This is a genomic window from Delftia sp. 60 (assembly GCF_002754395.1).
GTDB lineage: Bacteria > Pseudomonadota > Gammaproteobacteria > Burkholderiales > Burkholderiaceae_C > Comamonas > Comamonas acidovorans.
Genome location: NZ_PEFD01000001.1, coordinates 1398754 through 1411093 on the forward strand (window position 1 = coordinate 1398754; position 12340 = coordinate 1411093).

At 66.2% G+C, this 12340-nt stretch carries 11 protein-coding genes; 6 read left to right on the forward strand and 5 right to left on the reverse strand.

What is annotated here, in order from left to right:
- Positions 1-7: 7 nt before the first annotated feature.
- From CLV01_RS06355 to CLV01_RS06365, 3 genes are all read right to left on the reverse strand, one after another.
- On the reverse strand, positions 8-418 hold the full coding sequence (locus CLV01_RS06355) for a hypothetical protein (protein ID WP_099734731.1): 411 nt from the start codon (positions 416-418) through the stop codon (positions 8-10).
- A gap of 212 nt (positions 419-630) precedes the next feature.
- Complete coding sequence (locus tag CLV01_RS06360; RefSeq protein ID WP_012203161.1) at positions 631-867, reverse strand: hypothetical protein; 237 nt, start codon at positions 865-867, stop codon at positions 631-633.
- Between the two features lie 251 nt (positions 868-1118).
- Entirely contained in the window at positions 1119-2993 is a 1875-nt protein-coding gene (locus CLV01_RS06365) for a lysoplasmalogenase family protein (protein ID WP_099735209.1), read from the reverse strand.
- 239 nt (positions 2994-3232) lie between these two features.
- On the opposite strand from CLV01_RS06365, the gene CLV01_RS06370 reads away from it, so the two are divergent.
- From CLV01_RS06370 to CLV01_RS06390, 5 genes are all read left to right on the forward strand, one after another.
- Positions 3233-4237, forward strand: coding sequence for a Bug family tripartite tricarboxylate transporter substrate binding protein (locus CLV01_RS06370; protein WP_099734730.1), 1005 nt, complete (start codon positions 3233-3235; stop codon positions 4235-4237).
- Positions 4238-4424: 187 nt separating this feature from the next.
- Positions 4425-5579 carry a hypothetical protein gene (locus CLV01_RS06375; protein WP_257221212.1) on the forward strand — a complete coding sequence of 385 codons (1155 nt, stop codon included), beginning with the start codon at positions 4425-4427 and terminating at the stop codon, positions 5577-5579.
- Positions 5580-5605: 26 nt separating this feature from the next.
- The gene (locus tag CLV01_RS06380) at positions 5606-6709 is read left to right on the forward strand and encodes a hypothetical protein (RefSeq protein ID WP_242698967.1); all 1104 of its coding nucleotides are present in this window, start codon (positions 5606-5608) and stop codon (positions 6707-6709) included.
- Between the two features lie 138 nt (positions 6710-6847).
- On the forward strand, positions 6848-7510 hold the full coding sequence (locus CLV01_RS06385; RefSeq protein WP_012203166.1) for a hypothetical protein: 663 nt from the start codon (positions 6848-6850) through the stop codon (positions 7508-7510).
- A gap of 26 nt (positions 7511-7536) precedes the next feature.
- Positions 7537-8991, forward strand: a complete 1455-nt coding sequence (locus tag CLV01_RS06390) for a CsgG/HfaB family protein (RefSeq protein WP_099734728.1) — start codon at positions 7537-7539, stop codon at positions 8989-8991.
- A gap of 49 nt (positions 8992-9040) precedes the next feature.
- On the opposite strand, the gene CLV01_RS06395 is transcribed toward CLV01_RS06390, so the two are convergent.
- Both CLV01_RS06395 and CLV01_RS06400 read right to left on the reverse strand, forming a co-directional pair.
- On the reverse strand, positions 9041-9682 hold the full coding sequence (locus CLV01_RS06395) for a histidine phosphatase family protein (RefSeq protein WP_065345339.1): 642 nt from the start codon (positions 9680-9682) through the stop codon (positions 9041-9043).
- Positions 9683-9898: 216 nt separating this feature from the next.
- Positions 9899-10390 (reverse strand): DUF2501 domain-containing protein, encoded by a 492-nt coding sequence (locus tag CLV01_RS06400; protein WP_099734727.1) that lies wholly within the window; start codon positions 10388-10390, stop codon positions 9899-9901.
- Between the two features lie 355 nt (positions 10391-10745).
- On the opposite strand from CLV01_RS06400, the gene CLV01_RS06405 reads away from it, so the two are divergent.
- Positions 10746-12338: an ABC transporter substrate-binding protein gene (locus CLV01_RS06405; protein WP_099734726.1), complete on the forward strand. Its 1593-nt coding sequence runs from the start codon at positions 10746-10748 to the stop codon at positions 12336-12338.
- The last annotated feature ends 2 nt before the right edge of the window (positions 12339-12340 follow it).

Genomic DNA, 12340 nt, shown 5'->3' on the forward strand with positions numbered 1-12340 from the left:
TGGCGGCTCAGGCCTGGCTCGAACGAAGGGTGGCGCGCAGCCAGTGCCAGTTGCGCTGGCAGGCGCACAGCAGGCGGCGGCGCAGCGGCGGGCGGGTCACGGTGGCCGACTGCAGCCATTGGCGCCGCGCATGGGCAGGCAGGTGGCGGTAGACCTCGGCGCGCTCCTGCGCCGCCAGCAGGGACAGGACGTCGGCCTGCTGGCGCTGCGTGAGCGCCACGAGGGCATGGGCGAAGAGATCGGGGCCGTGTTGCTGCAGCAGGGCGTGCAGTTGTCCGGTGTGGCGTGCCGCAATGGCGGCTTGCAGGGCCAGCTGCAGGGTGCTGGCGCGGGAGGTGTGGCTGGCGCTTGTGGAGACGGGTGCTGTGGCGGGCGTGGTTGCCGGCGTGGTGCGCAGCGCGGTGATGACGTGTTGCATGGCGGGCTTCTTTCGTTGCGGCGGAAGAAGCCCGGCACCTATCCGTCAATGGACGTGCGCGGGTCTCCCGGCCGGGGCCTTGGGATGGGGCGGAAGGGCCGCAGGCATGTGCGGCCGGACCGTGTCGGAGGGGTCAGGGCAAGATCGACTCGGATCGGGGTCCATGGGGGAGCTCCTTTCTGACGAGGGGACGGACAAGGCGGGCGGCGCGTTCAGCGCGGCTGCAGGCTCAGAAAGCTGCGGATGCGGTGCGTGGGCCAGTGGGTCTGCAGGTCCAGGTGCATGGCGTGCTCCATGGCCGAAGGGGCCTGGGCTTGCATCTGTGCCTGTGCCTTGGCCTGCATTGCTGCCTGGGAGGCAGCCACGCGCGTGCCGGTGGCGCCGGGGCAGGGCGCGGCAGTGGCAGGCTGCAGGCGTTGCATTGCGGGGCGGACGAACGGTGTGGACATGGCTTTCTCCTTGGCGAACCAGGAAGACCGCCGTAGGCAGGGCCGTCAAGCAGCGTGGGCCGGGCGCTGCTCGATGGCAGCCACACGGGCACGCGGTCAGTGATCAACAGCCATTGGAATCTTCGTTGCAGGAGCGGCGTGCCTGATGCAGGCCAAGCGCCACTACAGCGCCGGGCGGCGCGAAGATCCAAGGGGAAACGCAGCAATGGATGGAAGCTGACCGACATGGCCGCTCCCATCACAGGAGTCGGTCAGTCAGCCAGCAGCGAAGCCATTGCGGCGCGCTGTTTGTCACTGGTTGAACTGGCACTGTCCACGGAGGACTCCTGAAAATGCGATCCCTCGATTGTGCCTTGCGAGCTGCTTCGGGTCAACCCTGATGTCGATGCGCCACGGGCCAGCCAGCCCTGCACGATCAGCAGTTGCGCCGCGTAGTAGGTGGACAGCACGCCGGCTTGCGCACCGTCGAAGGGCTGCACAAATCGGTTGATGGCCAGCAGCGAGTCGCTGGCCATGAAGAAGCAGGCACCCATGGCCACCTGCCAGGCCGCCTTGCCGCCCAGATTCCGCGCGCGGCCCAGGGCCTGGGCCGCCATCAGCGCAATGACCAGCACATAGGCGGCCACGGGCAGGCGCAGCGCGGCGGGCAGGCCGCCCTGCCAGAGCACGGCATACATGCCCGCGCCCAGGGCCAGCGTGGCGGCCAGCGAGGGCCGGTGTGCAAACCAGGGTGCGTCCTGGCGCAGCAGCACGATATAGGCCAGGTGGGCCAGCAGGAAGCTGGCCAGGCCCGGGATGAACAGATCGGGCAGCATCAGGAACACGTCGCCCGCCAGGGATGCCGCCAGTGCCGCGGCCAGCCAGCAGGCGCCGCGCGCGGGTTTCGCCAGTGCCGAGAAGGCCGTGCTGCCGCGCCACAGCTGCATGACGGCGATCAGCGCAAAGACCATGGTCAGCGGCTTGAACAGCCAGTGCCAGTGCAGCATGTCCAGCGCGGCGGTGGCGGTGGCCAGTGCGCCGGCCTCGATGGCCAGTGCCAGCCACAGGCTGATGCGCCCCTGCATGGCTGCGCCCAGCGCCCATTGGCAAGCCAGCAGCACGGCAAACCACAGTGCATTGCGGGCCGTCGAGGACTGGTCGGCATGCCAGAGAAACAGCGACACCCCGGCGATCAGCGCCACGAACTGCAGGCCTGCAAACCAGCGCAGGCCGCGCTCCATCCCCGGTGCGTAGAGCACGCGGTGCGCGTCCAGGTCGAAGGCCGGCCTGGGAAAGCGCTGCGCCACATCGGCAGGGCGCCATCCGGGCGGCTTGAGCCAGACGCGCAGCTTGTCGCTCCAGCGCCGCGCATGCCAGCTGTCATGGATGAGTTGCCGGTACACCACGGCGTTGGCCCACAGCGGGTCCCAGCTTTGCAGCAGGCCGCGCGTGCCGTAGACGCAGGGCTCGCTGTCGTCCTCGGGCTTGAAGGTGCCGAACATGCGGTCCCAGACGATGAGGATGCCGCCGTAGTTCCTGTCCAGGTAGGCGTCGTTGACGGCGTGGTGCACGCGGTGGTTGCTGGGCGCGCAGAACCAGCGGTCGAACCAGCCCAGGCGCCGCACCTGCTCGGTATGGACCCAGAACTGGTAGAGCAGATCGATCAGGCCCACGATGGCAAACACCAGCGGCGGCACGCCGGCCAGCGCCATGGGCAGGTAGAACAGCCAGCCCAGCAGCGCGCCCGAGCTGGTCTGGCGCAGCGCCGTCGACAGGTTGTAGTCCTGGCTCTGGTGGTGCACGGCGTGGGCTGCCCACAGCACGGCCACCTCATGGCCCATGCGATGCAGCCAGTAGTAGCAGAAGTCGTAGAGCAGCAGGGCCAGCAGCCAGCCGGGAATGCTGGTCCAGAAGGCATCGTTGCGCCACAGCGCCAGGTGCTCGAAGGCCAGCGTGTACAGGCCCACGCGCAGCAGCGTGGTGAAGACGGCGCTGGTCTGGCTGAGCATGCCCAGGCTGATGGAGCTGACGGCATCGGCCAGCCGGTAGGCATTGCGCCCGCGCCACAGGCTCACGCCCCATTCCAGCGCGATCAGCAGCAAAAAGGCCGGCGTGGCGAAGACGATGATTTGGCTGGGTGAGGGCATCATGGCCTGCCAATTCTGGACAGGGCCGTTGTGCGGCGCCTTAGGCGTGAACCCTAGGACACGGAATCACAAGGGTTGAAACGGATTGCAATAAATGGGGCTTCATGGCAAGCGCATGGCAGGAAAATTGCGCCCTATGGCAGAATCGCCCGCTTTCCACGCGCTGGACGTGCTTGCCCTGCAGGCCATCGCCAGCCCGCACCGCCATTGCCGGCATACGCCTTGCATGCCCAAGCCCCATGCCCTTGTCCCGCCGCTCCCTGCTATCGGCTGCCGCCTCACTGGCTGCGGCCCTTGCCGCTGCACCCGCCGCCCATGCCGCGCCGGGCGCGGGCAAGCCCTGGCCGGCAGCCGGGCCCATCACCCTGATCGTGCCCTTTGGCGCGGGCAGCGATGTGGACGCCACGGCGCGGCTGATCGCCGAAAAGCTGGGTGCGCGGCTGCACCAGTCGGTGGTGGTGGACAACGTGCCGGCCTCGGGCGGCGTGCTGGGCGTGAGCAAGGTGGCGCGCTCGCACGCCGATGGCTATACGCTGCTGCTGGGCTTTGACGGGCCGGTGAGCATTGCGCAACTGGTGAACTCCTCCGTGCGCTATGACGCCGAGCGAGATCTGGCGCCCGTGGGCCTGGTCACCGCGGCGCCCATGGTGATCGTGGCCCGCCCGGGCCTGCCCGTGCACAACCTCAACGAGCTGATCAGCATGGCCCGCGCCCGGCCCGGCGCGCTGACCTATGCCACGCCGGGCGTGGGCACGGTGCTGCACCTGGCCATGGAACGGCTGCAGGAGCGCGCCCGCATCCGCCTGGTCCATGTGCCCTATCGCGGCGTGGCCCAGGTGACCAGCGAGGTCATGGGCGGCCAGGTCGATCTGGGCATTCTGATGACCACCGGCGCCACGCCGCTGGTGCAGCAGAAAAAGCTGGAAGGCGTGGGCGTGACCTCGGCACAGCGCATCGACGTGATTCCCGAGGTGATGAGCTTTGCGGAGGCGCCCGATCTGAAGGGCTTCGAACTGGAGGCCTGGACCGGCCTGTTCGCCCCCGCCCGCACACCCGAACCCGTGGTCAGCCGCCTGGCCGCCGAACTGGCCGAGGTGCTGAAGCTGCCCGAGGTCCGCAAGCGCCTGCAGGACAGTGGCGCCACGCTCGGCTCGGGCACGCCGGCCACGTTCGCCCAATTCCTGAAAAAGGAAAAGGCGAGCTACACGCAGATCGTCAAGTCCGCCAATATCCAGGTGGAATAGGCCGCGCTGACGGTCAGCGGGCGACCGCTTTTTTCCATTGAATGAAGACTGGGCCGGCGAAATCGGCGGCATTGACTGCAGTCGCCTTTGTGTGCCGAGTGCCACGTATTGGTGTGTGAAATCTGTTACCCTCCGCTTACATTTTTAAGGGGGCGGTGTGGGGGTGGAGAAAATCATGCGCCGGGCCATGGCATGGCTCTGGCTTTTTGCGCTTGCAGCGTCGGGCGCTGCAATGGCCGAGGACCGGCCCAATGTCACTTTTGCGGGAGTCGCCTATTCGGGCGACGCCAGTTCGCAGCAGCAGCGATTCCCTTATTCAAAGCAGTATGAGAGCCGCCTGAAGGCCGCGGGGCACAGTGCCTATGCGCGGGCACTGGCATTCGTGCAGCAGGCGCCTGCACAGCATCTGCAGATATCCACCAATCCCATCGATGAGCTCAAGGGGCGCGATCAGGCCCTGGTGGTTTCTCTGGTGCTCAATTCCGAGACGGTCTCCGTGGAAAGTTTTGGCGGCGTGCGCAAGCTGTTCATCCTGATTCGTGGACAGGCCCTGTTTTTCGATTTCAAGTCCATGACGGCGGTGCGTTCGTATCCGCTCAGCTTTGCCTTCATCGACAACTTGCGCCACGAGCCGTCGCAAGAGGAAATCATGGAGCGCGTGACCAAGGTATACGAAGGCGCGGGAGGCAAGCCCGGCATCTTCGGCCGTTTTGCCCAGGTGCTGGCCACGGCCACCGTGCCCTCGCAGACGCCGCGTTTCCTGCAGGTCACCGATATCCAGATTCCCGCCGCCATGGCCGAGATGCTGCCCGGCTATCTGCAGGACCCGCAGGTGCACAAGACCTGGGCCGCCGATATCGTGGGCGAGGCCATTTCCAGCCGCATTGGTGTGCCCATCATTCCTTTTGCCATGGGCTATGCCGTGGGCAATGTGATGCGCATGCAGGTGCTTGACGGAGAGGTCTACACGCTGCAGCTGCCCAGTGCCGACTACGCCATCAGCGTCGATTTCAAGGGATTCAAGAAGCTCAAGTTCAAGGAATCCAGCGCCGGCACCAGCTATGTCTACGGCACCTTTGCCGATATGCGCATCCAGCAACCCAATGGGCCGGTGTTTCTCGGTGCCTCGCTGAAGAATGCGGAAGTGAAGGTGGTGCCTTCCACGCAAACCCATGTCGATGATTTTCCGGCGTTCTATGACTCGCTCAACGGCCTTTTCGTGAAGCTGGCCGAGACGGTGGCGGCTGGACGGGGCAATGACTGGCTCAAGTCGGCTGCGGCCGAGAGCGACATCGAAGCGCAAATTGTCAAAACAAAAGACCTGATGAATCTATGCAAGTAATCCAGAAAATCCTCCTGTGCCTTTCCATGGCGCTGTTCGCGGCCGGTGCGGGCGCGCAGGTGCAGCAGGCACGCGGCAAGGCCTCGGTCAGCTACCAGGATTCAAAGGTCAGCCCGCAGGACAAGGAGCGTGCGCTGATGGCGGCCCAGCTCAAGGCCGTGGAGTTCTACTACGCCGAAGCCGGCCAGTCGGAGGCCGAGAATTTCGACGCCGTGCGCGACAAGATCCTGGCCAACCCCGATCGCTACATCCTTGAGCACACCGTGCTCAGCGAAGAGGACAACGCCGACAGAAAGCAGTACACGGTCTCCGTGCGCGTGGCGCTGAACGTGGCCAATCTGCGCAATGCCGTCAAGGCCAACTCGGCCGTGGCCAGGGGCGGTCCCGCAGGCCGGTCGCCGCTGGCCTTCATGTTCGTCTCGCGCCAGGTGGCCACGACCAAGTCCTTCGATGACCGCGTCTACAAGCGCGTGGACGAGACCGAGGACGTCAAGGCCCAGGTCAGCGCTTCCGAAAAGGGCAGCGAGGGTGAATCCATCCGTGGCGGACGCATCAGCACGAATGCCTCCACGGCGACCTCGGGCACCGCCTCGGTCAAGAGCAGCCGCACTTCCGAAACCGGCGGCAGCACGACGCGCCGCTCGGCCGAATCCACCTGGCGCGTGATCCCCAGCGCCAACCTGTCCCAGGTCTTTTCCTCCAACTTCGCCAAGGCCGGCTTCAAGGTGTCAGAGGCTGCCATGGTGGAGCCCTACACCGGCGGCCACTTCAAGGTCGCGGCCGTGGAGAACGACTACAAGAGCGGCATGGACCTGCAGCCCTCGACGCTGGCGGCCATGGTGGCCGGCATGCGCACGGCGCAGATTCCCTACATCGCCCTGGGCACGCTGGATGTGGGCATGGGCGAACCCGATCCCCAGACCGGCCTGATGCGCGTGAGCGTGACGGTCAACGCCAAGATCCTGGACATCGCCCAGACCATTCCCGACACGATTGCCGCCGTCGGCCCCGTGCTGTACGCGGGCATGGGTCCGTCCGAGGATGAGGCGCGCAACAACGCGCTGAAGCTGGCCGCCAACAACGCGGCCCGCGATCTCACCAGCCAGGTCACCAATCTGGGCCTGCGCTGAGCGCTGCGGCTTCCAAGGTCCGGCTGCCATGCAGCCGGACCTTTTTTCCGTTCTTTCGCTTTCCTCGCTTTCCACGCTTACCTCGTTTTTATCTTCGCCGTCCGCGTTCACGGACTGCTGCAACCCGAGTCCATCTCCATGAAAAAGCTCTTCACCACCGTCGCCGTTGCCGCCGCCATGGCCAGCCCCGCCCTGACACAGGCCCAGTTCTCCATGCCCTCCATCCCGGGTGTCGGCAAGCTCATGGGCGGCAGCGGCTCTGCCGACGTGGCCGGCCAGGGCGACGCCCTGGTGCGCAGCTATGTGGGCGCCAGCAAGGAGGTGCTCAGCGCCAATGCCAAGATGGCCACGGCCCTGGGCCTGAAGGAGCAGGCTGCCAGCGCCGCCAGCACGGCGGACAGCCTGGGCGATGGCGCGACCATCGGCGCGCTGGGCGATGGCAACAAGGTGGTCTCGGACACCAGCGGCGCGATTGCCGAGTCCATGGCGAAGAAGCCCGTGCTCGATGCCGCCTCCAAGGCCACCTTCGCCGAGGGGCTGGTGCACCTGGTCAACGGCAGCGTGAAGTACGCCGGCATGGGCAAGGATGTATCGGTCATGGGCAAGAGCCTGCAAAGCGCCAACCCCATGCAGCTGACCAAGCTCACCTCCGCGGCCTGGGTGGTGTCCAAGTTCCCCGGCTCGGCCTCCGACCTGTTCAGCACCGTGCAGACGGCCATCGCCTTCGCGCGGGCCAACGACATCGAGGTGCCGGCCAATGCGGCTGACGCCACGGCCGCGCTGGGCACGCTCAAGCTGTGATCCGGTACAGGCAAGGAGCACTTTCTATGCGTATCCGCATCATTGCGGCCGTCGTGGCTGCCTGTGCCGCCATGTCCGGCTGTGGCGACAAGCCGTCCGAGCAGCCCAGGACCGACGCGCCTGAACAACCCCAAAGCGTCGCCCCGCCCGTGCCCGACGTGGGCAGGCTGGAGACCGTCGAGGTCCAGGTCATCGGCCTGGGCCAGTCTCCTGGAGAGGCCATGGCGCAGGCATTGCAGATGGCGCTGCTGCAGGTCAATGGCGCGGTGATCCAGTCTGCCTCGGTCACGGCCAAGTACGGCCTCGACGTGGCGCTGGGGCAGGACGCCGCCTCGCTGCGTGCCAGCGCCTTCGCCGAGGTGGTCAAGCAGAAGTCCGGTGGCGTCATCCAGTCGGTCCAGGTGGTGGATCTGGAGGAACCCAAGCCTTGGGCCAAGCGCTACAAGTACACCATCAAGGCCAGCATCTCCAAGTTCAAGCCTTCGGCCGAGATGCAGAAGATCAAGGTCGTTGTGGGGCCGGTGCGCTTCGAGCAGGCCTCGCTGCCCATGGGCGACCGCAGCGTTGCGGCCGCCGAGTTGTCCGCCACCTTGCGCCAGCGCATCAGCGACGCCCTGGTGCAGACGGGCCGCTTTGCCGTGCTGGACCGCGAATTCAGCCCCGAGATCGAGCAGGAACTGGCCATCATCGCCACGGGCCAGGCGCCCAGCGCCGAGCTGGCCAAGCTGTCCCAGGCTGCCAGCGCCGATCTGGTGTGGAGCGCCCGCGTCAGCAGCTTTGCCTACAACCGCCATGCCCGCCAGCTCAAGACCAGCGACCGCCAACTGGTGAGCTACTCGGGCGGCTGGGCCCTGTCGCAGAAGCTGGTAAACGTGGCCACGCGCCAGGTCACGGCATCGGATTCGCTGCGCGGCTCCGTCCCTTCCACGGCACCGACCACGCTGGGCGCGGGCGTGGATGGCAACAAGGTCATGACCGACATGAGCGATGCGCTGGTCGCCGGCGTGGTCAGCTCCATCCTGCAGCGCACCTTTCCGCTGACCGTGGTCGCCCGCGATGGCGAAAGCGTGGTGCTGAGCCAGGGCGGCCAGGCCGTGAAGGAGGGCGCGCGCTACCAGGTGGTGGCCATGGGCAAGGAGATGAAGGACCCGCAGACAGGGCAAAGCCTGGGGCGCCTGGAGTCACCGTGCTGCGAACTGGTGGTCGATCGCGTGACCCCCAACCTCTCCTACGGCCACCTGGAGAACATGCGCGGCGGCATGGAAGACCTGCCACCGGGCGGGCTGCAGGTGCGTGAAGTGCTGAAGGCATCCGCCGCGCCCGTGCTGGCTGCACAGGCTGCATCAGGTGATACGGCCGCTGCGGGTGAGCCCCAGGCCGCACCGGCCCGTGCCGCACAACCGCCCGCAGCACGCCGCGCGGCATCGCCCGCCAAGGAGGCCGATGCCCCGGTCGGCAAGAAGGACGACGACAACTGGTAAGCGACAAGTGGCGGGGAGGTGCGCTGCGGCGCCCTTCCCGTGCGGGTAGTTAGCTGAAAACCTCGTCGCGCGCACCGCCTTCCAGGTGCTGCACATCGCCCCAGCCGACCAGGCCCAGGCCCTGGGGCGTCCACAGCAGGCGGTTGATGGCCGCGTTGCCCAGCGCCCAGGTGCGGGGCGCCTGCACTTCCTGGTGCGTGGCCAGGCGGTAGAGCACATCCATCACGCCGCCATGCGCCACGATCACGATCTGCTCGCCGGGATGGCCACTGGCCAGCCGGTTCACCGTGGCCGAGATGCGGTCGCGCAGCATCAGCAGCGACTCGCCGCCGCCTGCGGGCACGAACTCGGGATCTCGCTTGCGCCAGCGCAGCGCATCCTCCGGGTGGGATGCCTCGATATCGTTGAAGGTCTGGCCCTCGAAGCTGCCGAAGCAGCGCTCGCGCAGGCCCTTGTCGGCCGTCAGCGTCGCCCCCGTGCTTGCGGCCACGGCCTCGGCCGTGACATAGGCACGCAGAAGGTCGCTGCTGTAGATGGCGGCCACCGGCTCGCCCGCCAGGGCCTTGCCGGCCTGGGCGGCCTGCCAAAGTCCCATGTCGTTCAGAGGAATGTCCAGATGGCCCTGGATGCGGGCGTCCACATTCCAGGCGGTTTCTCCGTGGCGGATGGCAATGATGCGCGTGGCTTGCATGAGGGGCTGGCGTGGGGAAGCTGCAAAAAGAGCAGGCATTGTCCTGCAAGCTGCGGGAGCCTGCATGGCCCAGGTGCGCAGGCCAAGTGGATCCTTGGCATAGTCAACTAAAAGGCGAAACTGGCGCGCCCTAAACCCAGGGACACCGAGGAAGGGCCGCCCCGCACCGAGGGTGTCGTCCCCCTCAGGGGGAAGGCGCGCAGCGCCTCAGGGGGATCAAATAAGACTTTTTGCGTTGTTCAGCACGAAGTCGCAGGCCTTTTCCTTGAGGTCGCCCTTGAGCTTGTCGATGCTGAAGCTCTTGCCGTTGGAGCCGGTGACCAGGCCGCCCAGGCCGTTCTGGAATCCCGTGTCCTTGGGCTCTTCCTGCTTTTGCATGCCCAGCTTGCCCAGCAACTGGTCCTTGACCTGGGCCGCCTTGTCGGCATTGAGGTAGTTGTTCTTCATGCAGTAGGAGATGACGCCTGCCGCATTGCCGGCCGTGGCCGAGGGGCTCAGGCCCAGGGCGGACAGCGCACCCGCACCGCCTGCCCCCGCACCCAGCATGCCGCCGAGGCCGGAGCCGGCGCCTTCGCTGCTGGCGGCGGCCTTGTCACCGCCAAGGCCCGAGGCCTGGCGCAGCGAGTCGCCCAGGCCCGACGCGTGGGCGGGCAGGGCGCCCAGGCCCAGCATGGCGCACAGCAGTGCGCTGGCAATGGATGTCTTCATGGATGCTTCCTTTCCGCGGCAACCCGCAGGCTCGATACAGGGCCTGAAATTAGCACGCCGTGCGGCGCAGACCTGTGCCCGATTGCAAACCTTTGCCAGAGCGGGCCGTGTCGGTCTTTCGCGTTTTCACTAGCTGTCAAAGCCGTTGGCCTGTCCATGATGGCCGCACGCCAATGGCGGGCCGCAGGCGGCGGTCTTGTTATTTGGAAATGGCTTTTAAGTATAAAAATCAATTCAACAAGCTGTAAAAGTTATTTACAGTGGGGCGCACCTATATGGCCCGCTTCTTGCGGCGTCCGGCTGCTGCGTCGCATGACCCGCCGCCCTTCCAATCAATCCACAGGGGAGCAGACAAATGATCATGAAGATTCTGGGCAGTTCTTTGCTGGCCGCAGGCCTGTTGACCTCGGCCGCGCTGGCCCAGGCCGAGACTGTGCGCTGGGCGCGCGGCTCCGATCCGACTTCGCTGGACCCGCATGCCTTCAACGTGGGCACCAATTTCGTGCTGTTGCACCAGATCTACGAAACCCTGGTCATCCGCTCGGCCGACGGCAAGCTGGTGCCCACGCTGGCCACCTCGTGGAAGATGACCTCCGACCCGTCGGTCTGGGAGTTCAAGCTGCGTCCCAACGTCAAGTTCCATGACGGCACGCCGTTCACGGCGCGCGACGTGGTCTTCTCGCTGAACCGCGCCAAGGGCGAGAACGCCCAGGTCAAGTCCCTGCTGTCCTCGATGGAGGAGGCCAAGGCCGTGGACGATCTCACGGTGCAGGTGAAGACCAAGGGCCCGAACCTGATCTTCCCCGACAACCTGACCAACCTCTTCATCATGAGCGAGAAGTGGTCCAAGGCCAACGGCGCCGAGACCACGCAGGACACGGCCAGCAAGACCGAGAACGGCGCCACGCGCGCGGCCAACGGCACGGGCGCCTATGTGCTGGCCAGCCGCGAGGTCGATTCGAGGACGGTGATGAAGCTCAACCCCGACTACTGGGGCAAGGGCCAGTTCCCGCTGCAGGTGACCGAGCTGATCTACCTGCCCATCAAGTCCCCGGCCACGCGCGTGGCGGCCCTGCTGTCGGGCGAGGTGGACTTCGCCCAGGACATTCCCGCGCAGGACGTGGCGCGCCTGAAGCAGGACAAGCGCCTGCGCATCAATGAAGGCCCCGAGAACCGCTCCATCTTCCTGGGACTGAACGTGGGTGCGGCCGAGCTCAAGAGCAGCAACGTCAAGGGCAAGAATCCGCTGGCCGATCCCAAGGTGCGCCAGGCCATCGAGCTGGCCATCGACCGCGATGCGATCAAGCGCTCGGTGATGCGCGGCCTGTCGATTCCCACGGGCGTGATCGCGCCGTCGTTCGTCAATGGCTATGACAAGGCCTTTGCGGCCTATCCCAAGGCGGATGCCGCCAAGGCCAAGCAGCTGCTGGCCGAGGCGGGCTACCCCAACGGCTTCACCATCACGCTGAACACGCCCAACGACCGCTATGTGAACGACGAGGCCATTGCCACGGCGGTGGCGGGCTTCCTGGGCCGCATCGGCATCAAGACCGAAGTCTCGGCCCGGCCGATCGCCATGCACAGCGTCTCGCTGACCAAGGCGGACAGCGACTTCTACCTGTACGGCTGGGGCGTGCCCACCTATGACTCGGCCTACATCTTCGACTTCCTGGTGCACACGCGCGGCAAGGACAGCCGTGGCGCGCAGAACGCGACGCACTACAGCAATGCCGATGTGGATGCCAAGATCCTGTCCCTGTCCTCGGAGAGCGACAAGGCAAAGCGCGATGCCACCATCAAGAGCATCTGGGAGACGGTGCAAAAGGAGCGCTTCTACATTGCGCTGCATGACCAGGTGATCCACTTCGCGTCCGTGCCCCGGATCAATGTGCCCGTGCACCCGGACAACGCGCTGCACTTCAAGTTCGTCAAGTTCGAGAAGAAGTAAGC